Source organism: Anaerovirgula multivorans (genome assembly GCF_900188145.1).
Lineage (GTDB): Bacteria > Bacillota > Clostridia > Peptostreptococcales > Natronincolaceae > Anaerovirgula > Anaerovirgula multivorans.
Map to the genome: position 1 here is coordinate 83,505 of NZ_FZOJ01000004.1, position 26,611 is coordinate 110,115.

The 26,611-nt window shown below is 36.0% G+C and carries 21 protein-coding genes; all 21 read right to left on the bottom strand.

Features of this window, described 5'->3' with window-relative positions:
* Positions 1–182: 182 nt before the first annotated feature.
* Positions 183–1,475 (bottom strand): dihydrolipoamide acetyltransferase family protein, encoded by a 1,293-nt coding sequence (locus tag CHB72_RS05495; RefSeq protein WP_089281869.1) that lies wholly within the window; start codon positions 1,473–1,475, stop codon positions 183–185.
* A 1-nt stretch (position 1,476) separates the two neighbouring features.
* Positions 1,477–1,956 (bottom strand): PPC domain-containing DNA-binding protein, encoded by a 480-nt coding sequence (locus tag CHB72_RS05500; RefSeq protein ID WP_089281870.1) that lies wholly within the window; start codon positions 1,954–1,956, stop codon positions 1,477–1,479.
* Between the two features lie 36 nt (positions 1,957–1,992).
* The gene (locus CHB72_RS05505; RefSeq protein WP_089281871.1) at positions 1,993–3,276 is read right to left on the bottom strand and encodes a TRAP transporter large permease; all 1,284 of its coding nucleotides are present in this window, start codon (positions 3,274–3,276) and stop codon (positions 1,993–1,995) included.
* Complete coding sequence (locus CHB72_RS05510) at positions 3,277–3,756, bottom strand: TRAP transporter small permease (protein ID WP_089281872.1); 480 nt, start codon at positions 3,754–3,756, stop codon at positions 3,277–3,279. It abuts the gene before it with no gap.
* A 60-nt stretch (positions 3,757–3,816) separates the two neighbouring features.
* Positions 3,817–4,854 carry a DctP family TRAP transporter solute-binding subunit gene (locus CHB72_RS05515; protein ID WP_089281873.1) on the bottom strand — a complete coding sequence of 346 codons (1,038 nt, stop codon included), beginning with the start codon at positions 4,852–4,854 and terminating at the stop codon, positions 3,817–3,819.
* Between the two features lie 165 nt (positions 4,855–5,019).
* Complete coding sequence (locus CHB72_RS05520) at positions 5,020–5,994, bottom strand: alpha-ketoacid dehydrogenase subunit beta (RefSeq protein WP_176431218.1); 975 nt, start codon at positions 5,992–5,994, stop codon at positions 5,020–5,022.
* Positions 5,995–6,006: 12 nt separating this feature from the next.
* A complete protein-coding gene (locus CHB72_RS05525) occupies positions 6,007–6,966 on the bottom strand; it encodes a thiamine pyrophosphate-dependent dehydrogenase E1 component subunit alpha (RefSeq protein ID WP_089281874.1) in 960 nt (319 codons plus the stop codon).
* A 313-nt stretch (positions 6,967–7,279) separates the two neighbouring features.
* Entirely contained in the window at positions 7,280–9,160 is a 1,881-nt protein-coding gene (locus tag CHB72_RS05535; RefSeq protein WP_089281876.1) for a sigma-54 interaction domain-containing protein, read from the bottom strand.
* Between the two features lie 319 nt (positions 9,161–9,479).
* Positions 9,480–10,379: a phosphatidylserine decarboxylase gene (locus CHB72_RS05540; protein WP_089281877.1), complete on the bottom strand. Its 900-nt coding sequence runs from the start codon at positions 10,377–10,379 to the stop codon at positions 9,480–9,482.
* A gap of 221 nt (positions 10,380–10,600) precedes the next feature.
* A complete protein-coding gene (locus CHB72_RS05545; RefSeq protein ID WP_089281878.1) occupies positions 10,601–12,592 on the bottom strand; it encodes an FAD-dependent oxidoreductase in 1,992 nt (663 codons plus the stop codon).
* A gap of 68 nt (positions 12,593–12,660) precedes the next feature.
* The gene (locus CHB72_RS05550; protein WP_089281879.1) at positions 12,661–13,773 is read right to left on the bottom strand and encodes a zinc-binding dehydrogenase; all 1,113 of its coding nucleotides are present in this window, start codon (positions 13,771–13,773) and stop codon (positions 12,661–12,663) included.
* Between the two features lie 66 nt (positions 13,774–13,839).
* Entirely contained in the window at positions 13,840–15,111 is a 1,272-nt protein-coding gene (locus CHB72_RS05555) for a TRAP transporter large permease (protein WP_176431219.1), read from the bottom strand.
* A 7-nt stretch (positions 15,112–15,118) separates the two neighbouring features.
* A complete protein-coding gene (locus CHB72_RS05560) occupies positions 15,119–15,616 on the bottom strand; it encodes a TRAP transporter small permease (protein WP_089281880.1) in 498 nt (165 codons plus the stop codon).
* A gap of 54 nt (positions 15,617–15,670) precedes the next feature.
* On the bottom strand, positions 15,671–16,726 hold the full coding sequence (locus tag CHB72_RS05565) for a TRAP transporter substrate-binding protein (protein WP_089281881.1): 1,056 nt from the start codon (positions 16,724–16,726) through the stop codon (positions 15,671–15,673).
* A gap of 305 nt (positions 16,727–17,031) precedes the next feature.
* Positions 17,032–18,030, bottom strand: a complete 999-nt coding sequence (locus tag CHB72_RS05570) for a LacI family DNA-binding transcriptional regulator (protein WP_089281882.1) — start codon at positions 18,028–18,030, stop codon at positions 17,032–17,034.
* Positions 18,031–18,094: 64 nt separating this feature from the next.
* Positions 18,095–19,462 (bottom strand): oxidoreductase, encoded by a 1,368-nt coding sequence (locus CHB72_RS05575; RefSeq protein ID WP_089281883.1) that lies wholly within the window; start codon positions 19,460–19,462, stop codon positions 18,095–18,097.
* Positions 19,463–19,867: 405 nt separating this feature from the next.
* Positions 19,868–20,446, bottom strand: coding sequence for an orotate phosphoribosyltransferase (gene pyrE / locus CHB72_RS05580; protein WP_089281884.1), 579 nt, complete (start codon positions 20,444–20,446; stop codon positions 19,868–19,870).
* 56 nt (positions 20,447–20,502) lie between these two features.
* Positions 20,503–21,414 carry a dihydroorotate dehydrogenase gene (locus CHB72_RS05585; protein ID WP_089281885.1) on the bottom strand — a complete coding sequence of 304 codons (912 nt, stop codon included), beginning with the start codon at positions 21,412–21,414 and terminating at the stop codon, positions 20,503–20,505.
* On the bottom strand, positions 21,411–22,181 hold the full coding sequence (locus tag CHB72_RS05590; RefSeq protein WP_089281886.1) for a dihydroorotate dehydrogenase electron transfer subunit: 771 nt from the start codon (positions 22,179–22,181) through the stop codon (positions 21,411–21,413). The genes CHB72_RS05585 and CHB72_RS05590 overlap by 4 nt, the downstream gene beginning before the upstream one ends.
* Positions 22,178–25,390: a carbamoyl-phosphate synthase large subunit gene (gene carB, locus CHB72_RS05595; protein WP_089281887.1), complete on the bottom strand. Its 3,213-nt coding sequence runs from the start codon at positions 25,388–25,390 to the stop codon at positions 22,178–22,180. The genes CHB72_RS05590 and carB overlap by 4 nt, the downstream gene beginning before the upstream one ends.
* A complete protein-coding gene (locus tag CHB72_RS05600; protein WP_089281888.1) occupies positions 25,369–26,454 on the bottom strand; it encodes a carbamoyl phosphate synthase small subunit in 1,086 nt (361 codons plus the stop codon). The genes carB and CHB72_RS05600 overlap by 22 nt, the downstream gene beginning before the upstream one ends.
* Positions 26,455–26,611 lie beyond the last annotated feature (157 nt).

A 26,611-nucleotide genomic window follows, 5' to 3' on the forward strand; every position in this document is an offset into this window, starting at 1 on the left:
TGCACTGCTGATTTTTTATAAATAATCTACGAGCTTATCAATATATCTATCTGCTAAGTAGACCTATTGATAAACCCATAGCCAAAGCCGTGGGTCTATATAGAAAGGGGGAGATTATTGCTTAAACATGTGGATGCAACGATCATAAACATCATGGGATAGCTATTTTTATAGTATCCCTCCTAAAGCAGCAGCTTTCCCGGTTTTTCAATATATTCCTTTACTCGAGCTAAAAATTGCGCTCCTACTGCCCCATCCACAACTCTGTGATCTGCCGTTAAGCTTAAATTCATCATAGGTTTAATAGTAACTGCTCCGTTAATAACTATAGGAGTTTCTACAATATTATTGATCCCTAAAATAGCTGCCTCTGGTGGATTGATGATAGGTGTGAAGGATTCCATTCCAAACATTCCTAAATTGGTTATTGTGAAAGTTCCTCCTGTATAATCTTCTTCAGCTAATTCATTGTTTCTAGCCTTATCAGCAAACCCCTTTACTTCAATGGATATTTCTTTTAATCCTTTGCTATCAGCCGATTTTACTACTGGCACTACTAATCCTTCCTCTAATGCAACCGCTACGCCAATGTTAGCATAGTTTCTTAAAATGATTTCATCCCCATCTATGGAACTATTTATGTATGGGAATTCCAACAATGTCTTCGCAACGATTTTTACCAACAGATCTGTATAAGTAACTTTCCATTCATTGGATAGTTGCCCCTTAAGATTTTTTAAATTTGTGACATCAGCTTTCATATTAAAGGTTACTGTTGGTATCGTTGTCCAGCTTTGCTGCATTCTCTTAGCAATAACTTTTCTCATTTGGCTCATCGGCATTCTTTTTTCTTCAGTATCAAATGTAGTTATGTTTTTTTGTCCTTCAGCATATTGGTAAACATCTGTCTTCATAATTCTTGAGTCCTTATTTATTTCCTTTAAGTCTACTTCCAATTCTTTAGCTATCTTAACAGCCATTGGAGATGCTTTTACTTTATGCTGATTACTATCCAAGAAGACCAAAACATCCCTCTCAACCACTCTTCCATTGGGACCAGTTCCTGTTATTATTGATAGATCTAGACTGTTGTCCTTAGCTATTTTTTTAGCTAAAGGAGATGCCTTAATATTATCCATGCCTATAACTACTGTATTTTTCTGAACTACACCTTCTTCCTTAGATATTTCTTCTTTTTCATCTATATCCTCTATTAAATAACTACTAATATCTTCATTTTCTTCTGCAATAATAGCTACATTTTTTTTGACTTCACAGGTTTCTCCTTCTTGTACTAAGATTTTTCTTAAAACACCACTGACAGCACTTTCTATTTCGTTGGTTATTTTATCAGTGGAAACCTCAAAAAGGATTTCACCTTTCTCCACTAGATCTCCTTCTTTTTTTAACCATGCTGTTATCGTACCTTCTACCATAGTTAATCCTAATTTAGGCATTTGTACTAAAGTAGTCATGTTATTCCTCCTTCTTACTTGATGGTGTGAAAAAGTAAATTCCACTTTCCTTATGGTAAGTTCTTTTTAGATCGACTCCTTCTAGCTCTTGAATTACTAAATCTATTGTTGCTAGTACGATATTTCCTTCATTTAAGATATGTCCACCATAAACCCTCATCGTTCCATCACTTAAAGAACCATGGAGATGTATTTGAAATTCTCCTTCTTCATCTTTTGCAAAAATTCCTTGCCCTCCTAAAAATTCTACGGGGCCTTTTAAATTTATTGCTTCACTATAAACCATATTGAAATAACTATCTTCCTTTGGAATTGGGTAAACAAAAGAAGCACTTTCTAAACTACCTATACAAGTTACTATGTAGCCACAAGAAATGTTATTTTCCTCTGCAATTTTCTTCATAGATTGTATCAAATCACTACCAGGTAGTAGCCTTACCATTACGACTCTTCCATTAGTGCCAAAGCATAATTCATGCATCTATATTACACCCCTTTTTTGTCCTTTTTAGTATTATTACATACCTAATAATTCGGGTATAAAGGTTGTAATAGCTGGTATGTATGTAATAAGTATAAGCGCTATGATTGATACAACAACAAAAGGTATTACTGCCTTGGATATTCGACTTAGGCTAATATTTCCGATACCACAGGCTACATATAAATTCACACCTACTGGTGGCGTAAATTGTCCTATAGCTAAATTTACAGTCATAATAATACCGAAGTGCAGTAAGTCCACACCAATTGCATTAAGAATTGGTATGAAAATAGGTAATAGGATGTAATAAGCACTAATAGCATCTATAAAACATCCTGCTATAAGTAAGATAACATTGATAATTAATAAGATTACATATTTATTTGTTGTGAAAGCAATCATTGCTTGTGCAATATTTGTGGCAATTCCTTGTGTTGTAACAATCCAAGCAAATACCGAGGCAGAAGATACAATCAACATTACAACTGCTGAGCTAATGGAGGCATCCACTAATAACTTTGAAAGTTCCTTTATTTTCAGTTCTTTATATATAAAAATTCCTACAAACAATCCATAAAACACAGCTACACCAGCAGCTTCAGTAGGAGTGAAGATTCCTCCATAGATTCCGCCTAAAATAATAATGGGAGTCATAATCCCCCATAAAGCATCTTTAAATGCATCCCAAAGTTCTCTAGCAGTAGCTACCTTTACATCTTTGAATTGATAGTTTTTTGATACAATCAGACTAGCAGCAATAAGGGCTAACCCAAATAATAGTCCAGGAACAATCCCTGCTATAAACAGCTTGCCTATTGAAACTTCTGCAACAACCCCATAAACAACAAAGGCAATACTAGGAGGAATAATAATACCAATGGCACCTGCTGATGCAACTAAGGCAGAAGCCATCCCCTTATCATAGCCAGCGTCATCCATTGCTGGAATTAAGATAGAGCCTAGCGCTGCAACCGTCGCCGGTCCCGAACCAGAAATAGCAGCAAAAAAACAGGATGTGATAACGGCTACGATTGCTAAGCCACCTCGAAGATGACCTACTGCTTTATTGGCAAAATCTATAAGTCTCTTAGAAATACCGGATCGTTCCATAATCATACCTGCAAGAATAAAAAATGGAATAGCCAGCAGTGTAAACTTTGCTGTAGCCGAATACATGGTAAAGGAGTATATTGACATCGGCACATCAAATGCAATTAGGGTTATAACAGAAGATAAACCTAATGCCACTGCAATGGGGATATTCATTAATAATAGTATAAAAAAAGAACCAAATAACGTAATAGCTGAAAAACCCATTTATTCTCCCCCCTTTTGCTTAAATGCTTCAATTCCACCAACGAGAAATCCTAACACACATAATAAGGCTCCTATCGGGATAGCTGATCCAAAAACCCATTGTGGTACACCTAGCGCCGGTGACATTTGTCCATAACGACTTTGGGATGCAACCATAAAATAACCATGATATGACAATAGTGCAAATAGTCCTGCTGACATTATTCCTATTAATAAATTAAGTTTTCTTTGGTTGCTTTCAGAGAGCCTATCATATATAATCGTTAAGCCTAGATGTCCACCTTTTCTAGCCGCTATAGCAGCAGCAACGAATGTATTAAATACAAAGAGGCCTATTGTTAATTCCTCGGTAAATGAAAAGGAAGCCTTAAAGATATTTCTAGACAACACATTAACAAAGTTAATAGTTGCCATCACTGCTAAACTAGAAATCAAAAACCATTTTGAAATTTTTTCAATCCAGTCATAGATCCTAAGCATTTTTTCACCACCTTATCCCTGTGGCCTGCTTTGCAGGCCACAGTGTTTTTTTAAAAATTATTATCTAAACATATCCATTAAATCTTTTCCGATGATATCTTCATATTTTTCATAAACAGGTGCTACTTTTTCCCTAAACACTTCTATCTCTGCATCTGTAAATTCTGTTACTGTCATACCTTTATCTTTTAATAATTGAAGATTTTTTGCTTCTTCTTCTCTATTTAATTGAACTTGGTATGCGCTAGCCTCTTTAGCTGCTTCTAATATTACCTCTTGAAGGGCTGGACTTAATGAATCAAACTTTGCTTTATTCATCCCTAAAATCAACGCATCATAGGAATAGTTCCATAGAGAAATATAATCTTGCACTTCATATAAATTACTAGATACAATAATAGCTAATGGGTTTTCTTGACCATCGATTGCTCCCTGCTGTAATGCAGTAAATACTTCAGCAAAGTTCATAACAGTAGGATCAGCTCCTAGTGCTTTATATAAGTCTGTATACATCTGCATAGCAGGAATTCTGATCTTCATGCCTCCCATATCTTGTGGACTTGAAATAGCTTTTTTACTATTGGTTACTTGTCTAAATCCATTTTCGCCAAAGGCTAATGGCTCGATTCCTTTTTCTCTAGTTAATTGTTTGATTGCTTCTCCTGGAGCACCATTTAGAGCCGCATCTACCTCATCATTGTTTGGTAATATCCAAGGCATTGATATTACAGAATATTTTGGATCTAAAACTGAATAAATAATTGTAGAGTGATAGGATAGATCAGTTACACCATTCTGTAATTGCTCTATACCACCTGGCTGATTTCCATTGGATAATTGTTCATTTGGAAAAACATTAATAGTAACCTTGCCGTCAGTTCTTTCACTTACTAACTCAGCAAATTTTTGAGCACCTTTAGTCCAAGGTGATGTCTCTGCAGTTGTTGTACTCATTCTTAAAGTCATCGTTGGAAAATCATTACCTTTCTCCTCTGTGCCGCCAGCTGTGTCTCCTGTTGGTTCAGCAGGTTTAGAACATCCCACCATAAGCGATACCAACAACATAAAAACTAATAATAAACTTAATGCTTTTTTCATACATTCTCCTCCTTTTTAATTTAAAACTAAATTTAAATCTATTTTATAAAAAAGTCTTCCTTTTGAAGATTTAAAGGACGACTTTTTTGAAACCAATAACGGAAATTATACTCATCCACAATTAAGTAAAGTTTATAATTTCCTATTGGTTATAAAAAAGGGATATTAAAACATCCCCTTGACGCCATTAACAATATCTGCGGTGTTAGGACGATATGCTTTTTCAAGTGTTGGACTAAAAGGAACCGGTGTAAACTTACCTCCTACTCTTACGATATGAGCATCTAAGTAATCCAAACCTTCCTCTGCTACAATAGCAGCTATTTCTGCTCCAACACCCCCAGTCTTAACCGCTTCATGAGCTATAAGTAGTCGTTTTGTCTTTGCCACAGACTTCAATATAGTTTCCTTATCTATGGGTGAAATTGTCCTTAGATCAACTACTTCTGCACTTATTCCTTCCCTTTCCATCAGAGTAGCTGCTTCTAAAGCATTCTGCATCATGATGGAGTAAGATATAATTGTAACATCTTTTCCTTCCTTGGCTACCTTAGCTTTTCCTATTGGTACTAACACTTCTTCCTCCTCTGGAACCTCTCCTAGTTGTCTAAACAGATCTTTATTTTCAAAGTAGATAATAGGATTATCATCTCTTATAGCTGCTTTAAGAAGACCTTTTGCATCATAAGGATTAGAAGGTGCCACTACTTTTATCCCTGGAATATGTAAAAACCAAGCTTCAATACTTTGAGAGTGCTGAGCTGCCGCTGAACGGACTATCCCATCTGGGGCCCTAATTACCATAGGTACTGTTGTCTGACCTCCGAACATATACCGAATTTTTGCCATCTGATTAAATATTTCATCCATGCAAACTCCCATAAAGTCTGCAAAGTGCATATCAGCTATGGGACGCATACCTGCCAATGCTGCTCCTATAGCAGTTCCTACTATAGCCGTCTCAGAAATAGGAGTGTCAAGCACTCTATCGTGACCAAACTCTTTTGGTAAGCCTTTAAATTGTCCAAAAATACCTCCTTGGCTAGCGATATCTTCCCCTAAAATGAAAACCTTTTTATCTCGTCTCATTTCTTCTTGCATAGCTTCTAGCGTTGCTTGGGAAAAAGAAATTTTTCTCATTTCTATCACCTCCTATACATATAAGTCTGTATATAATTCTTCTACTTCTGGAAACCGACTGTTCTCTGCAAAGTCTACGGCTTTTTTAACTTCTAACATTACCTTCTCACGAATTTCTGCTAATTCTTTTCCTGTCAGGCTTCCAGAAGATAAAACGTTTTCCTCAAATCGTTTAATTGGATCATTGCTGTTAAATCTTTCTTTTACTTCTTCTTTTGTTCTATACATTTCTGGATCTCCAACAAAGTGTCCTTTAATTCTATAGGTTTTTGCTTCAAGTAAAGTAGGTCCTTCTCCCTTTCTGGCTCTTTCCACTGCTGTTTTAGCGGCTTCATAAACCTGAAAAATATCATTACCGTCAACGATTACTCCAGGTATACCATAGCCTACTGCTCTATCCGCAATGTCCTTTACAGATGTTTGCTCTAAATAGGGGGTGGTAGAAGCCCATTCATTGTTTTCACATACGAAAATTACAGGTAATTTCCAAGCTGCCGCCATATTTATGGCTTCATGAAAGGTTCCCCTATTAGAAGCGCCATCTCCGAAAAATACAACAGCTATATTATTGGTCCCTTTCATTTTTTCTGCTAAGGCGCCTCCTGTTGCTAAATTAAAACCTCCGCCAACAATACCATTAGCTCCTAGCATGCCTACGCTAAAATCTGCTATATGCATAGAACCACCCTTGCCTTTACAATAGCCGGTTTTTTTCCCAAACAATTCAGCCATCATCTTATCAAGCTGTGCGCCCTTTGCGATGGTATGTCCATGCCCTCTATGGGTACTTTGAATATAATCCTTACGAGTAAGATTTTTGCATACACCTGTTGCTATTGCTTCTTCCCCAATATATAGATGAACAAAACCGGGTATTTCTCCCTTTAATGACATTTCCTCGATTTTCTCTTCAAAGTAACGGATTCTAACCATAGTTGTATAAAAATCTTTTAACAACTCCTTGTCATACATAGCTAGCACCTCCTAAATATATTGAATAAATATATAAATAAACTATCATTTCTTTTTAATTATAGTTGCAAGTCTTATGCCAAACTTTTCGAAAAAAATTTTCTTTGGAAAATCCAGTATTTGCAGTATAGTCATAAGATACGTACTAATAAATTTATAATGTGAGATGGTTCCACGTAAAAAATTTGCTAATTTTTTGAACAATTCATTTAGGTGTTTTCTCCTTTTTTCGACGAAATCTTGTTTTTTCAAAGTCGATAAAAATATGCCCAATTATTGAGCACTGCTCAATAATTGGGCATATCATTCGTGTCTAGACACTTAATTTATATTTTCCCATCTTATTGTACAAAGTGTTTCTACTAACATTCAACAGCTTTGAGGCCTTGGATATGTTGCCTTCACAATGCATGAGTACTTTTTCTATTAATTCTCGTTCCATTTCCTCTAAAGACATTATTTCTTGAAATCCTCTATTTTCCTCAATTTTTTTATTGTTTTCATTAGTTAATTGTTGTGGAAGATGCTTTAAATCAATTTTTTCCTCCTCACACATATTAATAGCTCTTTCTAATACATTTTCCAATTCCCTGACATTACCTTTCCAGCAATTCACCTTTAGAAGATTTAAAGCTTCATTTGAAATTTCTTTGGTGGTTTTTTCCAACCTTTTGCTTATTTTTCTAATAAGATGCATTGTAACCTCTTCTATGTCTTCGCTTCTTTCTCTAAGTGAAGGTATTTGTATTGTTAAAACATTTAACCGATAATAGATATCCCATCTAAAATCACCGTTTTTACAGGCATCATACAGATTTTTATTAGTGGCAGCAATGATTCGTACATCAACACTAAAAACGTTATTTGCTCCAACTCTTACTACTTTTCTATCCTGCAACACTCGTAAAAGTTTTGCTTGAATGTTTAAAGGCATATCTCCGATTTCATCCAAAAATATAGTTCCACCATTGGCCAGTTCAAACTTTCCTGGTCGACCTCCCTTTATTCCACCGGTAAAGGCCCCCGAAGCATAGCCAAATAATTCGCTCTCGATTAATTCTTTAGGTATTGCAGCACAATTTATAGCAACAAAAGGCCCATTCCTCCGGGCGCTTTGATTATGGATAGCTTGAGCAAACAGTTCTTTACCAGTACCACTTTCTCCTAATATCAATGTATTAGATGAACTTTGGGCAGCTTTTTTTGCGAGGTTAATACATTCCACCATTTCACTGCTACTACCGACAATGTCATCAAAGGTAAAGCTTGCTTTTGCCCCTACCATATTGTTAACCATCTTCTTTACATATTTTATTTCCTTAAATATATCAATTACACCTATTAATTCTCCATTTTCATCTCTAACAGGTGTTGCGGTTTTTAGTAAGTGATATTTTGTTCCCTCATAATTCTCTAAAACATATTCTCTATCGGTATATCCCCTTCCAGTATCTAAAACATCTAGAATAATAGGCTTAAAAGGTACTAAATCTCCTATAGGCTTTCCTATACTTTCTTTTTTATTAATGCCTAGTATTTTACCGCCTTTTTCATTTATGTAGGTTACGATTCCCTTATTATCAATCATCAAAAATCCTTCTGAAATATTTTCAACAATTGCATTTTGATATTTAGTCTGTTCTTGGATTTTCAAAGTTTTTATATGATTCTTTATTTGATTTTCGATACCCTTAGCAGAAGCTATAATCATTCCCAGTGCATTTTCATTAGGCTCTTTATTATACTCAGTTAAACAGATGACCCCCATAGTATCCTCTTCAATCATAATAGGTGCGGCATAACAAGACCAGTCTTGATGACCAGGATTACTATGCTCCACTCCGCAAATCTGAGTAGGAACGTTTTGTTTAATGGCAAGATTAATTGCAGTCTCACCCACGAAGCTTTCCTTTAGGATTGCTCCTTTCAAAAAATTTAGATCTTTTTTTGATTTTTGTAAAATATATTCTCCTCCAACAGCTTCTAAAACGTTTGCATGCTTGTCTGTTAATACAATAATGAAATTTTTTTCTTGAATGAAAGAAAGCAGGTAATTCATAAAAATTTTAGCATTTTCTATGAGGATAGAATTGCTTTCAATTATTTTTTCATAGACTTCCTTTGATAATACATTATTAATGTTTGCAAAGATATCATCTCTTTTGTAAAGATCTACCTTTCCTTTATTAATCATATAGCTCCCCCGTCCCAATTAATTTTAAATTTTAAAACTTCTGTAAAATTAATATATAGCTTTCCCATTAATAACATAATCACCAAAAGCTACTGTAGAACTTGCCTTTTAGTTTTGAGACTTATACTACATTATAAAGATTTAATAACAAACAATTAATATTTTTAAAATAGTTATGAATATTTTTATTATTGTATCATTATACAACACTTTTTTCCCTGCGTCCACATACTTTACAAGAGATATAAGCAGATTGCTAAAATTTAATTTTGTGTCAACCTCTTTTAAAGAGTGTAATAAAACAAGTTAAGCATTCTGCTTAACTTGTTTTGCCGAATCCTATTCTTTCTCCCATGTTTACCTTGGTTTCTAATCCTTCCTTTGTATAATTAAGAATATCTTCATCAATTTTTACAGTATCAGGCTTTAGAAATAAAATCACAGTAGATCCGCCAAATTTGAAATAACCTTTTTCTTCTCCTTTTGCAACCCTTTTCTTAGAGATGTAGGTTTGGATAATAGAACCTACACAGGTGGCCCCTACCTCCAACATTAGAATATCGTCGAAATTCTCTGATTGAAACAGCGTAATTTCTCTTTTATTTTGACAATATATCCTTGCTTTTTTTCTCAATGCGATTGGATTAACAGAATAATAATCTCCTTTGATTCTTACTGCAGCCTCTGGAATCCCTTCATCTGGGAAATGAAAGCGATGATAATCAGAAGGATTTAATCTTACAATTATGCATACTCCTCCTTCATATTGCTGAGCCAACTCTGTATTCTGTATCAGTTCCCCCATGGAGTATTCTTGTCCTTTTACTTGTATTAGCTTTTTTATATCAATATTTTCATAGACCAGCATTCTGCCATCAGCTGGAGAAATCAATGCTTCTTTGGCCTCACTTACTATTCTTGCTTCTTTTTTTAGTCTTCTAACAAAAAAATCATTAAAGGTTCTGTAACTAGATAGATCTTGAATTTCTGCTTCATTCATATCAATATCTAATTCCTTAATAAAAGCCTTAATTTTTTTTTTGCTTATGGGCAAGTCCTGAAGTCCTCCATAAAAACTAGAAAAGACTTTTTTCTTTATCATCATTTCTAAGAAACCGTTGCCCCTTTTAGTCTCATACATCCACCTTATCAATCGATCTCCAGCTACTACTTCCTTTTTCTTTTCACCTGTTTTTCTATCCATATAATAAATATCCATGATATCATCCTTTTACTTTTTATTTCATTATCATTATACCAATAAATCAATCCTATTTATAGGGATTAATACAACGAAAAGAGCCCTAATTATATTTTTTGGTTTTTCTTTTCATAATATAAAGGATCCCCGCTTAAAAAGTTGGGGATCCTAAGTTTTTTGGGTTGATTATCCTTATAGCATCATTTTAGGATTTAAGTTAACTCAACATCTTTTATTCTTTATGTAATGATAGTATTATTTCTATATTGATTCCAAATAGTTTCAAACCAGCTTTCTTCCTCAGGTAGAGGAGTTACTTCTCTCCATTCGGTAGTTACTTCACCGTTTAAATAACTTATTTCTTGAATTTTACTGCTTAAATAACCATTTTCTAAGGAGAAACTCAAATTCTCACTTAAGCTATCTATACTGATTTCCCCTTCTGCTTCCGTTATTAGATAGGAACCACGACTTTTTCCACCCTGCTTCATATAATCTTCTATGGCAGATAGATATACCAACTGTGTGATAAGCAAATCACGATTTTGATAGGCATAAGGTAGCTCTTCAATTGATTTGATTTTGGTTTGAACTTCTAAATTTTTTAAAGCCACTTTAACCTTTTTAATAGCTTCTTTAACTTTTTCTTGGTTTCGAATAACGCCACCATATTGTGTCATAAGAGATGCATATTCTTTTCTTATCTCTAACACATTACTGGTGTCTCCTAGAGTAGATAGAAACTGTTGCCCAACTTCAACCAGGTTTTGAATTTGATCAGAGGTATACATGATGAATTCTTCTGCCGGTAAAGGAGTTTCTCTTCGGCAGTTGGCAATATACTGAGCTGCTCTAAAGCTTCCTACTTGACCAGCATTTAATGCACTCCCCCCAGGACGATAGACTCCATGACTGCCATTTACTTCTCCTACTGGAAAAAAGCCTGTTACATTGCTTTGCCACCAAATGTCTCCCTTTAACCCACCATTATTGTGCTGTGCACAAACGGCTATTTCAAGGTATTCCTTTGTTATATCTATACCATTATTCCAATATAAATCAATGGCTGGTTGATTCATATAAGCAAGACGTTCAATAGGTTTTCCAAATAAAGCACCAGAATTTTTTAAATAGGTATGGGCTTCTTCTCCTAGTAATTTAAAATTCATTTCCCCATTATTGATGGCAGCAGAGGGATTATTCATAAAATCCAGATAAATTCTTCTACCCTTTACAACTTTTTCTTGATATACGAGAATGTCTATAAGGGATGAGCCTTCATTTTGTATTTTCCTTGGGTCAAAGGGCCATTGATATCCCTTTAAGAAAATGGCATCCAACATCTTTCCTGTGTTAGAAAAGTATTCATCTAAAAACTCTTTTTCATCACTTCCATCTTGATTGGTAGAAATATACCTTGGCAATACCTGTTGATAGGTGCCTGATAGATTCCACCTAAATTTTGTAGATGCAATACCAAATTGTGATTCCGTTACATTTTTACCCTTTACTCCAGCTTCATAGGCAATTCCACTTGTTCCTGTATGACTTTCTGGATAAACAGAATCTTGATAGATAGACGCCGGACCACCTGTTGCATAGACAACATTTCTACAATTAAAAAGTGTATATCTTTTATTTTCCTTTTGAAGTTCCTTCATATTCAAGGCTAATAGACCTAAAACACTATTTTTTTCCTTATTAGTCAAAATTCCCACCACTTGATAGCCGTCAAATACTTGAATGCCTTTATTCATAACCTCTTTTTCCAATTTTTCTGTCATTAGTTTTGATGTAAGAGGCCCAACAGAAGTAGCTCTTTGTCCCGGGTCATGATCGGTTTTATAGCCAATATATTCACCATATCTATTATGAGGGAAGGGTACACCAATATCCACCAGTCGATAAAAGCATTGGGGTGATAATGCAGCTTCTACTAAGGAAATATCTCCATCCATGCTTCCTCCCTCAAAGAGGGTTTTAGCCATATCGTATACTGAATCTTTTTTATCACCAGAAAGCGTTAATTTATAATAGGTTTGCTTATCGGAGCCGGTATTACGGGAAGTTCCCATATTTATCCCTTCAGTAACTAGGATGACGTCCCGCTGCCCAAAGGAATAAATTCTATCAGCAGCATTAAAACCCGCTGCACCTGATCCCACTACTACTGTATTTACTGAATGTATTTCTATATTGGCACCTATAATTTCTGTAAAATAATTTATCATAAATCTCGCCTCCTTTTATTTCCTAGTCTCAGGATTTTACAATCTAAATCCAGCAATCTTCTTTATTTTTATTTTTTACTTTCTAGAGCTTCATCTGGCATTAATACAGCCTTTAAAGCTTCTTTAGAGTTCATAGCTTCAATTGCTTTATTTGCTTCTTCAAGAGAAAATCGATGGGAAATTAGCTTTGCAAAATCCTTTTTATTTTTCATTACGATATCCATAGCCATTTTTGTATGCTTGGTATCACTAACCCATACTCCTTTGATGGTGATGTTCTTGCTAACTATATCACGATAGAAGTCAATAGATTCTTTTCCTGCCGGTTGAGCATAGCCTGTAGAAAGATAGGTTCCCCCTGTTCTTAGTAGTTTTAACCCTTCCTCTGCTACGCCTCTAGTTCCCACAGCTTCGATTACAAGGTCTGCCCCCATTCCTCGGGTTTTTTCCATAACGATTTCATTTCTTTCTGTAATACTAGTTTCATGTCGATCTAATATTAGGGTAGCCCCAAGATGTTTACATAGGTCTAATCTCTCTTTAGAACCTCCAATAACCACAATTTCAGAAGCTCCTATGTTTTTTGCAAAGGCTACAGCATAAACCCCTAATGGTCCAGGACCTTGGATCACCACTGTATCCCCCAAAATACCTGACACCATATCAAAAGCATGGGCAACAGTAGCCCCTGAACATGAAGCTGATACTAATAAGGCTGGATCTATAGATTCTTCAACTTTAAAAATGTCTGTATTTCCGTTCAAGATTACATATTCCGAATAACAACCGTTTAAATATGGAAAAACAGCACTAGATTGATTAATCCCATATACCTTTCTGTTTTTACATAGGGAGGGATCTTTTAGTATCTTACAGGCAAAGCACTTGTCACAGGTAACACCTCTGTTCCAAATAATCAAATCGCCTGCCTTTAGTTCTTCTCCATAAATTGTTTGTTTTTCTCCTTTAATCTCCTGAACTCTTCCAACTCCTTCATGCCCTAAAATAATTGGTAGTGGCGTTCTAGGATCCTCCCCCTTCCACATATGGACATCAGAACCACAAACCCCTGCTGCTTCAATTTTTATTAGAACCTCTCCTTCTTTGAGAGTAGGAATTTCAATTTCTACCATTTCTAACGGTTTCATAAACTCTTTTAATACCATTGCTTTACTCTTCATCTATTCACCCATCCTGTCAATAAAATATACTTTATCGCTATTTATTTTTTTTATAAATTGTCATGATTATCTTCCATAAATCATTTCAGGTAATACTAATGATAATTGCGGTACAAAGGTAATGATCAATAATGTTATAATTAATACAAAGATAAAGGGCAATGCACCTTTTGTTACGTCCGTCATAGACATGTTACTAATTCCTGATGCAACAAATAGATTTAATCCAAAAGGAGGTGTGAGCATCCCTATTGCTAGATTAGCAATCATAATAACCCCAAAATGGATAGGACTAACCCCTAGTTCTACCAGAACAGGTAAAAATATCGGTACAAGAATTAGGACAGCTGCACTTGGATCCATAAACATTCCTACGAAAAGCAATAGAACGTTAATGGAAATTAAAACAAGGAATGGGGTTGTAGCAAAGTTCAGTACATGCTGTGCAACAATCATTGGAATTCGTTGAAACGTTAAGTACCAGCTAAATATTTTTGCCGTTGATATAACAAACATAACCATAGAAGAAATTACTACTGATTTTTTTGCTACTTGAAATAATTTTTTAATATTTATTTCCCTATAGATCACCATACTAACAAAAATACTATAAATAATGGCAACAGCTGCGGCTTCTGTAGGGGTGAAAACACCTAAATAGATACCACCTAATACGATGATAGGCATCATAATTCCCCAAATAGCTTCTTTTGTTGCCTTGAAAACTTCTTTCCAACTTGCTCTTTCCCCCGGTTGATGTCCTTGTTTCTTTGCAATGACATAGCTGGTAAGGATTAACACAAAACCTATAAAAATTCCCGGAATAATTCCTGCTATAAATAATTTACTGATGGATTCCTCAGAAATAACACCATAAACCAGCATGGTTATACTTGGAGGAATAATGATTCCAAGAGATCCTGCTGCACACATCAATCCAACAGAAAACTTAGGTGTATATTTGGCTTCTTTTAAGGAAGGGATCATGACACCACCTATAGCGGCAACTGTAGCTGGACCGGAGCCAGACAAAGCCGCAAAAAACATGCAGGATAATACCCCAGCTATTGGTAGTCCACCTGTTGTCCAACCAACCCATTTATTTACCATGTTAATTAATCTTTTCGAGGTGCCTCCTACAAGCATTAAATCTCCTGCAAAAATAAAAAATGGTATTGCCATTAGGGAAAAGGAATCTACCCCAGCAAACATTTTTTGTGCTGCTACTGTCAAAGAAATATCATTAAGATACATAGCTATAATCGTAGTAAGACCTGTAGCTACGGCAATAGGAGCACTCACCGCAAGAAGCAATAAAAATATAACTACAACCATCATTTTGTGCTTACCCCCTTTTTTCTGCCGAAGAGCTTATAAAATCTCTCACGTTGATCCATAGTTCCTGTAAAAATCTAATCATCATTAAAAAGGATCCTACTGGTATAGCAAGATATGGATAAAGTAATGGCAAGCCCATTGATGGACTAACAGCATTAAACTTCATAGCATTCTCAATCATTCCCCATCCAGCAATGATTATCATAATGGAAAAGGCGATTGATATCAAAGAGGCTAGAATAGCAAAAATTTTCTTTAACCAACTTGGCAAATAGGTTACAACAGCATCTACTGATACATGAGCTTTTTCCCTTACAGCAATACTACTACCAATAAATATGAACCAAACGATTAGATATCTAGCAACTTCTTCCGACCAATAAATTGAATAATTGAATTGGTAACGAAATACAACCTGAACAAAAACTAAGAAAGAAGTAAAGATTAATAAGGAAGATGCAATATACTCTTCAATATGATTCAATACATGATTTAATTTATTCAAATGTATCCCCCCTTTTTAAAGGAAGGACCCAAGCGGGTCCCTCCCTTCTTGTTATTAATATCCACGGATACCTTTTAATAATTCTAATAATTCTTCTCCGCCTGAAATCTGTTTGAATTCATCATAAACACCACTGGTGGCCTCAATAAAGGCATCTTTGTTTTCAGGAGTTAACTCTGAGATTTGTATTCCGGATTCTTTTACTGCCTTCATGTATTCAGCTTCCTCTTCCGCTGCTTTTTCCCACTGCCATTGAGCCACTTCATTTGCCACTTCTTCTACCATTTGTTGTAGATCAACTGGTAGATTTTCATAAAAATCATTGCTAATTACAAGGGCATAGCCTAAATAACCATGACTACTTAAGGTTAGATAATCTTGAACCTCATAAAACTTTCTAGACACAATGTTGGATAATGGATTTTCTTGGCCATCAACAGTTTTGTTTTGTAAAGCTGTATATAACTCAGCAAAAGGAATAGAAATGCCTCCTGCATTCAAAGCTCTAAATTGAGAGATTAATAATTGACTTTGAGAAGCTCGCATCTTTAGCCCATCAATATCTGCTGGTGTTTCAATAGGTCTTACTGAATTTGTAAAGTGTTTAAAGCCTCCATCCCAGTAGCCCAACCCTCTAAGTCCCGCTGGAATTAGATATTCATTTAATTTTTCTCCCATATCACCATTCATTGCTTTTGATGCTGTGACGGTATCTGGGAATATAAACGGCAGGTCAAAAACTTGGAATTGCGGTACAAAAGGTGCAAGTACTGCTGTGAAAGGTGCATTCATTTGAATGGTTCCGAGTTGCATTTGCTCTGTTATTTCTTGATCTGTACCTAATTGAGAATCAGGGTAAACCTCTACTCTAATTCTCCCTCCAGATCTTTCTTCTATTAACTCTGCAAATCTTTCAGCTGCCATCCCCTTAGCTGTTGTAGGCCTAACAACATGAGCAAACTTAATTACATAGTTTTGTTGATCCCCTTCAGCAGTGCCTCCATTACCTGATGGTGCTCCCTCTGAAGTTGTTTTTCCACAACCAGTAAGAAGTGAAATTAAAAGTATTAGTACCATTGCCCCTACCATAATTCTGTTTCTTTTAAACATTACATATTGCCCCCTTGATTATTATTTTATAACCAATAGGAAATTATAAACTTTGTGTAGTTGTGAATAAGCTATAATTTCCGCAATTGGTTTCAAACAAGCAGGCAGCCAATTTAGCTTGCTAAATTGTGCTGATCGCTTAGTTGTTTCACCCAGCGAAAGCATCGAAGATGCTTTTTTTATAATTAGCTGTTAAAAACTATGGATTATCATTAATTCGATGGTTTTATTATCTTGTTTACCATTATTAATTATCAGTAAAACGCACAATCGTTTGCATTGTAATCGTAAAATATCTCCTATACTTAGATTGTTGAATTTCTTATGATTAACTTTGATTCAACTACATCAATCTCAGGCTTCTGCTTTCTTTTGCCCTTTTCATCAATAATTTTTATCAATTTTTCAACAGCCAGTTTCCCCATTTCATATAGAGGCTGAGCTACTGTTGTTAACTGTGGATCCAGTAAAGAGCTAATTTGTATATCATCAAAGCCAACTACTGAAACATCTGCTGGTACCCGTAGTCCTGCATCCTTTATAGCTCTAATAGCTTCAATTGCTCTTAAATCGTTGGTGGCAAAAACCCCCTCAATATCTCTATGGGTAGCAAAATAATTTTTTACAATATTATAGCAATTAGCATCTGCAGTAGAACAATTAAAGCAAATCTCCTGTGAAAAATCAATGCCATGATCCTCTAATGCCTTTTTATACCCAGCGTATCGCTCTCTATATAGACTTAGATTTAATCGACCGTTTATGATTGCTATTTTTTTCAAGCCTCTATCGATAAGATATTTTACCGCATGATAAGATGCTTCAAAATTATTGGTAACAACAGCATCAAAAAGCTCTTCTATATTTCTAACCATCAATACAACAGGTATATTTTCGTCTCGTAATTGGTGTATATGCTGACAATCCACTGATGCAGTTGCAAATATGAAGCCGTCTACTAATCTATTTTTTAACATGTTAACAGATTCGATCTCATTTTCAATGTTTTCATCACTGTTACAAAAGATTACATTAAACCCACTGTTTCTAGCGGTATCTTCAACTCCCCTTGCTAAAGCTGGAAAGATAGGATTTCGAATATCTGGAATGATCAGTCCAATGGCACTAGATCTTCCTTCTTTTAATCCCTTAGCTAAAAAATTGGGTTTATAATTCAATTGTTTTACCGCATCAAAAACACGCTTCTTGGTATCATCATTCACTGGGATGTTTCCACTCAATGCTCTTGAAACAGTGCTAGTAGACACGCCTGCCATTTTTGCAACATCTTTTATCGTATACATAATTAGCTTTTCCTTTCATCGTTTCCTTTTTGTTCTTTATCATTGAATAATAAAAATGCTAGTACTATATATGGTCTGCTTCATGGGTTCCAACTAAAGATGGCTTATCTTTTCTGCCAGCCTTATAGATATCCATATAAATTTCTTGATCATGAATAACACAGCCTGTTCTTCCACCGTCTCTCATAATTTCAGTACATTTACTACAGGCAATACAACACCTTTTCTCATCAAACTGATTTTTTTCAAGAATATCTCTTGCAAAATCAGGATATGCAAAGGATTGTCTGCCGAAGCCTACAAGACGGAAACAACCATCTTTTATACCACCTGCCGCCACATGGGGTCCAAGCTTTCTTAACCAACTGAAACCCGTTCCAATCACCATGATTGTTGGTACCTGCTGTTGAATGTTCTTCGCCATCCTCATCAACCTATCAATAGCTTCTAATGGATGTTCCTTTGGTACATAAGGCCCTAAATCATAGGGTCTACCAACATGAGGATTATAGTAGGGATTACCAACTGAAATATTTAAAATTTCAACCCCTCTTTTAGATAGTTCTTTTACCAGCATAATAGGTTCTTTCAGATCATATTGATTTGTATCAGCTTTATCCACTCCCCAACCATAGGGATAGGAAATGGCATCAAAAACATTTAATCTAACGGTAATACCTATAGTATCTTCCAGTCTACTTTTGATTTTATCAATGATATTCAACAAAAACCTTGTTCTGTTTTCAAAGGATCCCCCGTATTCTCCTTCCCTTGTATGCGCAGATAATAACTCAGAACATAAATATCTGTGACAGCACTTAATGTCTACAGCATCAAAACCTGCTTCTTTTGCTAATATTGCAGCCTCTACATAGGCTTCTTCTAATCCTCTTAACTCCTCATCAGTAATAATATGGTAATGCTGAATTTCCTTCTTGTCTAAATAAGGATTGTTCACGGCGATAATCGGTGCCGGTACATTAATTGGTCTGCTATATCTACCTGAATGGGTTAATTGGAGAACGGTATAGGGTTTATATTCTTCCCCATTTGCTTTTTTACCTTCTTTCAAAGAATAATCTAGCATTTTTTTAAAGGTTCCTACGTTTTCACGACCTATGTATAAATGTCTTGGATTTGCTCTGCCTTCTGGAGCCACTGCTGTTGCCTCAAACCAAAGGAGTCCGGCGCCGCCCCTGGCAAATCTTTTATATCTTCGAAAGGTCAATTCGCTAGGACTACCATCTAATTCACCATCACAGCCCTCCATAGGATGAATCACCATCTTATTTTGAATCTCACCTCTTCTAAGTTGACAACCACTTTTGAGAATGTCTAGATTTTCTGAAACAGGCACATCCAGTTTCAAGTCTTTTATCTTCTGAATCAATTCTCCTACTTCTTTAAAATGATACTTTTCGTGTGAATACATGCCAACCTCCTTGTGTAAACGATTGTATTTCTTATTTTATCTCATGCAAACGATTGTGTGATTGGGTTTTAAAAATGCAAGCGATTGTATATGAGTAATACATCCGATGCAAACGATTGTATCTAAATTATACTATAGTTAAAAATAGGATGCAATGATTTTTTCGTAATTTTTTGACGATTTTATAACAATTTATTTAAATCAAACTTGCATTTTATATAAGAGATTGATACAAAATCAGAAATCTTCATTATTTACACTTATCTACTTAGAAAGTACATGATTTTTTATGTGTCACAAAAATACACCCCTTGCATTGGAAAGGAGTGTATTTTTATAGAAATAGAAAAATTTAATCTTCTAATATAGAATTGATCATTCAATTTTCAGTGGAAAATTTCAGTTTTATATTTTTCTGCTGCCAGGCTTTACAGCAGGTATCTTTCCTTCTTTACAAAGAGGACATGTTTCTTCTTCATAGGAGATTACTTCTGTTGTTAATGCAGCACTTAGCTTTGTATCAAAATTAATTTGTCCATTGCTTCTATCTACCAACACCGCTACCCCTACTACTTCTCCTCCCTGTTCCTTTACGATATCTATCACTTCCCTAACAGAACCTCCAGTAGTAATCACATCTTCTGCCACCAAAACCCTAGTTCCTTCTGGAATGATAAACCCTCTACGCAAGGTCATTTTCCCATTTTCTCTTTCTGCAAAGAGATTTTTTGCCTTTAATTGTCTAGCTAGTTCATAGGCGATAATAATCCCACCCATAGCAGGTCCAATAACTACATCTATTTGATCATTACGAAAATCCTCTGCTAAACCCCGTGCTATTTCCTCTGTATACTCTGGATATTGAAGTATCTGTGCACACTGCATATATTGACTACTATGACGACCAGAAGTTAATAAAAAATGTCCTTGAAGTAAGACTCCAGATTTTTCTAATATTTCTATTACTCTTTCTCTTTTCAGCATATTAAAACCCTCCTAAAATATTTATATATTAAAATTTAATTATCCTTAACCTATATCTATAGTAACTTTCCTCGTATTTCCTTCATTTCTTGATAACCGTATTGCTTCATATAGCCCTCCATCCCTTCAAGCACATCTATTGTAGCCCTAGGATTCATGAAGTTAGCAGTTCCAACTGCAATAGCTGTTGCCCCAGCCAATATGAATTCTATAGCATCTTCTCCCAACATAATTCCTCCCATCCCTATGATCGGAAGCTTTACTGCATGTGCTACTTGATAAACCATTCTCACTGCCACTGGTTTTATAGCAGGTCCAGAAAGTCCACCTACTATATTTGCTAAAACAGGTTTTCTCTTATGGATGTCAATTGCCATACCTGTTAAGGTGTTAATTAAAGATAAGACATCTGCTCCTCCTGCTTCTGCTGCCTTTGCAATCTCTACAATATCCGTTACATTTGGGCTTAGTTTTACAATCAATGGTTGTTTCGTGTATTTTTTTACTTCTCTTGTAACATACTCTGCCATCTGACTGTCGGTACCGAAGCATACACCTCCTTCTTTGACATTTGGACAGGAAATATTCAGTTCAATCATATCAACAGCTTCCGAAGATAATCTTTCTGCTACAGCACAATATTCCTCTACTGTTTTTCCAGCAATATTTACAATGATTTTTGTATCATATTGCTTTAGAAAGGGAATATCCTTTTTAACAAATTCCTCTACTCCAGGATTTTGTAGTCCTACACTATTCAACATGCCACCATAGGTCTCCGCTACTCTAGGAGTGGGATTCCCCTTCCAGGCTACACTGGAAACCCCCTTTACCACTACTGCACCTAATTTATTTAAATCTACAAACTCTCCATACTCCCTACCACTTCCAAAAGTACCCGAAGCTGTCATTACGGGATTTTTAAATTCTACTCCTGCAATATTTATCTTTAAGCTTGGTTTTATCATCCCCAAATCACCTCGTCCCTTGAAAAGACCGGGCCATCTTTACACACTCTTTTATACTCCCAGTCTTCCCCTTCTTTTTCTGCAGTTTTACAGGTGCATACAAGACAAGCCCCTATGCCACAGGCCATCCGTTCCTCCAGTGATAGCTCTCCATCTATGTTGTTTTCTTTTGCCCAATCAGCTACAGCCTTTAGCATAGGCTTTGGTCCACAGCTATATAACATATCTCCCTTAGCTTGATGCTGTTCCATCAGCTCCAACACATTTCCTTTATATCCTTCGGAACCATCTTCTGTAGCTACATATACTTCGTCTGCATATTTCTTAAAATCTTCTACTAAGATAGGATTGCATCTAAAACCCAAATATACAGTTTTACTACCCTCCAATTGTTTTACTAGCTCCAGCAGTGGAGGAACCCCTATTCCTCCACCGATGACAATGTTTTTTCCATTTCCTCTTCCCACTGAAAAGCCATTTCCCAGAGAACCTAATACTTTAATTTCCTCTTTTTCTTTCATAATTGACAATTTTTTCGTACCCTTTCCTATGACAGCATAAATCAACCGTAAGGTTTGCTGATTTTTGTCTGTTTCACATATGCTTATAGGCCTTGGTAGCAGATGTTGTCCGTCCTCTATATATAAATTTACAAATTTCCCGGGAAATCCAGTTTCTACTAACTCCTTCGACAACAAAATCATTTCATAAATCCCAGGTGCAATCTCTAGGTTTTTTATGATACTTGCTTTTACCATCGTCTTCATGCTGTCCCTCCTAAGTCTACAACCTCCAGACTATCGATTGTAGTATTGCTTTCTATAATTTCTAGCATTGCCTTTGCTGTGTCTAAAGATGTCAGAACATTGACAGAGGCTTCCATCGCTGTTCGTCGTATTCTAAAACCATCTCGTTTTGCATCATGTCCTCTGGTTGGGGTATTAATCACTAATTCAACCCTACCGCTTCGAATCACATCCAATATGTTTGGAACCCCTTCATTGATTTTTTTAACTTCTATTGCAGGGATCTTCTGATTTCTCAAGTACTCAGCTGTCCCTTCTGTAGCTATAAATTGATAGCCTTTTCTGTGAAAGCCTTCTCCTAATACTACAAATTCTTCTTTATCATAATCCTTTAATGTTACTAGAATCTTTCCTTCCTTTTTAGGAAGCTTTATTCCTGCCCCTATAAAGCCTTTGTAGAGAGCTTCTACTAAAGTTTTTCCAACCCCTAAAACTTCTCCTGTAGATTTCATTTCTGGCCCTAGGCTCATCTCTACCATCGGCAGTTTTTCTGTTGAAAAAACTGGCACCTTCACTGCAATTAAATCTCCCTCTGGATAAATTCCTGTGCCATAGCCTAGATTTTCTAGCTTCTCTCCCAACATTACTCTGGTTGCTAGGGCAATCATTGGAACCCCTGTTACTTTACTAATGAAGGGAACTGTTCTACTGGAACGAGGATTAACCTCAATGATGTACAGCTGATTTTGAAATTCTACAAATTGAATGTTGATCATACCCTTTACCTTTAGAGCAGCTGCAATAGCTTTTGTATATTGTAGGATTTTATCCTTTATTTCCATTGAAACCTTCTGACTAGGATAAATAGATATACTGTCTCCGGAATGAACACCCGCTCTTTCCAAATGCTCCATAATTCCTGGGATTAGTATTTCTTCTCCATCACATATGGCATCTACTTCTATCTCTCGTCCAATGAGGTACCGATCAATTAGAACTGGGTTTTTCTTATCCCGCAGAAAGGCTTCCTTTAGATATCTTTCTAGTTCCTTTTCTTCATAAGTGATCTCCATGCCTTGCCCCCCCAGTACATAGGAGGGTCGTACTAATACAGGATATCCTACTACCTTTGCCTCTCTGATTCCTTCCTCTATCGACATAACTGTCTTTCCCTTTGGTCTTGGAATATTCAGTTTTTCCATTAAATCATCAAATTTTTCTCTGTCCTCTGCCATGTCTATTTCTTCAGGTTTTGTACCTAGGATGGATATACCCATTTTCCTGAAAAATTTTGCTAGTTTAATAGCAGTTTGTCCACCAAACTGTAGGATTACACCATTTGGATTTTCCTTTTCCACAATGTTTAAGACATCCTCCTCTGTTAGAGGCTCAAAGTATAGTTTGTCGGATATATTAAAATCGGTGCTTACCGTTTCTGGATTGTTGTTAACAATGATTGTCTCTACTCCAGCTTCCCTTAGGGTCAAAACACTATGAACAGAGCAGTAATCAAATTCTATTCCTTGACCTATTCGTATAGGTCCAGAGCCAATTACCATCACTTTTTTCTTGCTGCTGACTTCTACTTCATCTACCTGATCATAGGTGGAATAATAGTAGGGGGATACCGCTTCAAACTCTCCACCACAGGTATCCACCATTTTATAGGTAGGAATAACCTTCCATTGTTTTCTTAATCCATATATTTTCTCAGGACTACAGCCTATTAAATCTGCTATCCCTTTGTCAGAAAATCCTTTTTTCTTTAACTGCCTTAGCATTTCCTTTGTTAACGCTTCTAATGGAGTCTTTTTTAATTTTTCTTCCGCTACTACAATGTTCATTATTTTATCTATAAAGAAGCTGTCTATTCCAGTAATTTCACAAACTTTTTCTGGACGATAACTTTTTCTAAGCATTTCTGCCACCTCAAATATTCTATCGTCGTCCGGAACCTGTACTTTCCTTTTGAGTTCTTCTAAGGTTTTTTCTTTTGAAACTTTTCTTTCTAAATTATATTGACCGATCTCTAAGGACCGTATCCCTTTTAATAGCGCTGCCTCAAAATTATTACCTATTGCCATAATTTCTCCTGTAGCCATCATCTTTGTTCCTAATACCTTATTGGCTTGAAGAAATTTATCGAAGGGCCATTTGGGAATTTTCACTACGACATAATCTAGAGTAGGTTCAAAGCAAGCATAGGTCTTCTCTGTTACTGCATTCTTTATTTCATCTAATCCATAGCCTAAAGCAATCTTTGTAGCAACTGCCGCTATTGGATATCCTGTTGCCTTTGAAGCCAAGGCAGAAGAACGGCTAACTCTTGGGTTAATCTCTATTACAGCATATTGAAAGCTTTTAGGGTCTAACGCAAACTGTACATTACAACCTCCTTCTATTTCAATAGCGTTAATGATGTTGATTGCGGCAGTTCGCAGCATTTGATATTCTTTATCTGATAGGGTTTGTGAAGGAGCTACCACAATACTGTCCCCCGTATGCACCCCTACAGGATCAATGTTTTCCATATTACAAACAGTAATGCAGTTGCCATACTGGTCTCGCATCACTTCATACTCAATTTCCTTCCATCCCTTAATACTCTTTTCTAACAACACTTGACCTACCCGACTCATCTGAAGCCCTTGCCCTAAAATTTCTCTCAAAGCTATTTCATCATCGGCAATTCCTCCACCTGTACCTCCTAGGGTGTAGGCAGGCCTTACAATCACTGGATAACCTACCCTAGTGGCAAACTGAAAGCCATCCTCTAGGTTTGTGATAATCTCACTTTCTACGACAGGTTGTTGAATACTTTCCATCAAATTCTTGAAAAGCTCCCTATCTTCCCCCTTTCTAATGGCTTCTATAGATGTACCTATAACGTTCAAATTGTATTTTTCTAATATACCCTTATCAAAAAGCTCAACTGCAAGATTAAGCCCTGTTTGTCCTCCCATTCCTGCTAAAATGCTGTCAGGTTTTTCCTTCACAATAACTTTCTCCACAAAATCAATAGTCAATGGTTCTATATAAATCTTATCCGCCATTTCTTTATCTGTCATAATGGTAGCAGGATTACTATTAATTAATACGACTTCCACCCCTTCCTCCTTTAACGCTCGGCAGGCCTGTGTTCCCGCATAATCAAACTCTGCTGCTTGTCCTATAATAATTGGACCCGAACCAATAACTAATACTTTCTTTATGCTATAATCTCTTGGCATTTGAATCCTCCTTCTAATGACTTCATAAATGTGTCAAATATATGGGCAGTATCCTGAGGCCCCGGTGATGCTTCTGGATGAAATTGCACGCTAAATATTGGTAAATCCCTATGCTTCATTCCTTCGATTGTATTGTCATTTAGATTAATGTGAGTTATTATAACATTTTCTGGTAAGCTATTTTTGTTCACAACGTAACCATGATTTTGAGAAGTAATATACACCCTGTTGTTAATCAAATCCTTTACTGGATGATTACACCCACGATGTCCAAATTTCAGTCTTTCTGTGTCTCCTCCTAAACTCAAGGCCAATAGCTGATGTCCAAGACAGATTCCTAAGATAGGTTTTTTCCCAATTAGTTGTTTGATAGTCTCAATGGTCTTTACTAATATCTTTGGATCCCCTGGTCCATTCGATAAGAAAATACCATCGGGATTTACTTTTAATATCTGCTCCGCTTCTATATCTGCTGGGAAAATTGTCAATCTGCAATTTCTTTTGCGAAGGGACCTTAAAATATTTTCTTTGATGCCAAAATCTATCACAGCGATATGCTTTCCTGCGCCTTCAATTCTATAGGTTTCTTTTGTTGTCACTTTTTGTACTGCATCATCATTATGAAAAATCTTAAGCTTTCTTTGTATTTCTTCTACAGGTGCATCCTCTGCTAAAATAATCCCCTTCATGGTTCCATGATTCCTAAGAATTTTTGTTAAGGCTCTAGTATCAATTCCTGCTAGACCCATTACTTTCATTTCCTTCAGGTAGCCTTCTAAACCCATTTCACATCTCCAATTGCTTGGTTTAGAAGCCCATTCTCTTACAATTAGTGCCTTTACCTTTGGACATGATGATTCAATGTCCTCAAGATTCACTCCATAATTTCCTATAAGGGGATAGGTCATTACCACCATTTGCCCATAATAGGAGGGATCTGTTAGAATTTCTTGATAACCTGTCATTCCTGTGTTAAACACCACTTCTCCCACTGTTTCCTCAATATATCCAAAGGCTTCCCCTTCAAAAACATTGCCATTTTCTAAAATCAACTTTGCCTTCATATATTTTCACCTCTCAGTTATTATAGATATACGCTTCAATAAGGGCTTTGCCCGTCATTCAACGTTTTTAGTGGGAGATTGAACTCCCACTGAAAAAATTAAGTGGAACCCGCCGCCTATAGAGGCGGGGGACATCTTAATTTAGTTATAAATTTTA

Excerpts from the sequence above, each read along its gene's own strand:
- CHB72_RS05575 (WP_089281883.1), bottom strand. The coding sequence starts at position 19,462 with ATGTATTCACACGAAAAGTATCATTTTAAAGAAGTAGGAGAATTGATT.
- carB (WP_089281887.1), bottom strand. The coding sequence starts at position 25,390 with ATGCCAAGAGATTATAGCATAAAGAAAGTATTAGTTATTGGTTCGGGT.
- CHB72_RS05520 (WP_176431218.1), bottom strand. The coding sequence starts at position 5,994 with ATGAGAAAAATTTCTTTTTCCCAAGCAACGCTAGAAGCTATGCAAGAA.
- CHB72_RS05600 (WP_089281888.1), bottom strand. The coding sequence starts at position 26,454 with ATGAAGGCAAAGTTGATTTTAGAAAATGGCAATGTTTTTGAAGGGGAA.
- CHB72_RS05545 (WP_089281878.1), bottom strand. The coding sequence starts at position 12,592 with ATGATAAATTATTTTACAGAAATTATAGGTGCCAATATAGAAATACAT.
- pyrE (WP_089281884.1), bottom strand. The coding sequence starts at position 20,446 with ATGCTGAAAAGAGAAAGAGTAATAGAAATATTAGAAAAATCTGGAGTC.
- CHB72_RS05515 (WP_089281873.1), bottom strand. The coding sequence starts at position 4,854 with ATGAAAAAAGCATTAAGTTTATTATTAGTTTTTATGTTGTTGGTATCG.
- CHB72_RS05585 (WP_089281885.1), bottom strand. The coding sequence starts at position 21,414 with ATGATAAAACCAAGCTTAAAGATAAATATTGCAGGAGTAGAATTTAAA.
- CHB72_RS05495 (WP_089281869.1), bottom strand. The coding sequence starts at position 1,475 with ATGACTACTTTAGTACAAATGCCTAAATTAGGATTAACTATGGTAGAA.
- CHB72_RS05565 (WP_089281881.1), bottom strand. The coding sequence starts at position 16,726 with ATGTTTAAAAGAAACAGAATTATGGTAGGGGCAATGGTACTAATACTT.
- CHB72_RS05500 (WP_089281870.1), bottom strand. The coding sequence starts at position 1,956 with ATGCATGAATTATGCTTTGGCACTAATGGAAGAGTCGTAATGGTAAGG.
- CHB72_RS05550 (WP_089281879.1), bottom strand. The coding sequence starts at position 13,773 with ATGAAGAGTAAAGCAATGGTATTAAAAGAGTTTATGAAACCGTTAGAA.
- CHB72_RS05505 (WP_089281871.1), bottom strand. The coding sequence starts at position 3,276 with ATGGGTTTTTCAGCTATTACGTTATTTGGTTCTTTTTTTATACTATTA.
- CHB72_RS05590 (WP_089281886.1), bottom strand. The coding sequence starts at position 22,181 with ATGAAGACGATGGTAAAAGCAAGTATCATAAAAAACCTAGAGATTGCA.
- CHB72_RS05510 (WP_089281872.1), bottom strand. The coding sequence starts at position 3,756 with ATGCTTAGGATCTATGACTGGATTGAAAAAATTTCAAAATGGTTTTTG.
- CHB72_RS05555 (WP_176431219.1), bottom strand. The coding sequence starts at position 15,111 with ATGATGGTTGTAGTTATATTTTTATTGCTTCTTGCGGTGAGTGCTCCT.
- CHB72_RS05525 (WP_089281874.1), bottom strand. The coding sequence starts at position 6,966 with ATGTATGACAAGGAGTTGTTAAAAGATTTTTATACAACTATGGTTAGA.
- CHB72_RS05570 (WP_089281882.1), bottom strand. The coding sequence starts at position 18,030 with ATGTATACGATAAAAGATGTTGCAAAAATGGCAGGCGTGTCTACTAGC.
- CHB72_RS05540 (WP_089281877.1), bottom strand. The coding sequence starts at position 10,379 with ATGGATATTTATTATATGGATAGAAAAACAGGTGAAAAGAAAAAGGAA.
- CHB72_RS05535 (WP_089281876.1), bottom strand. The coding sequence starts at position 9,160 with ATGATTAATAAAGGAAAGGTAGATCTTTACAAAAGAGATGATATCTTT.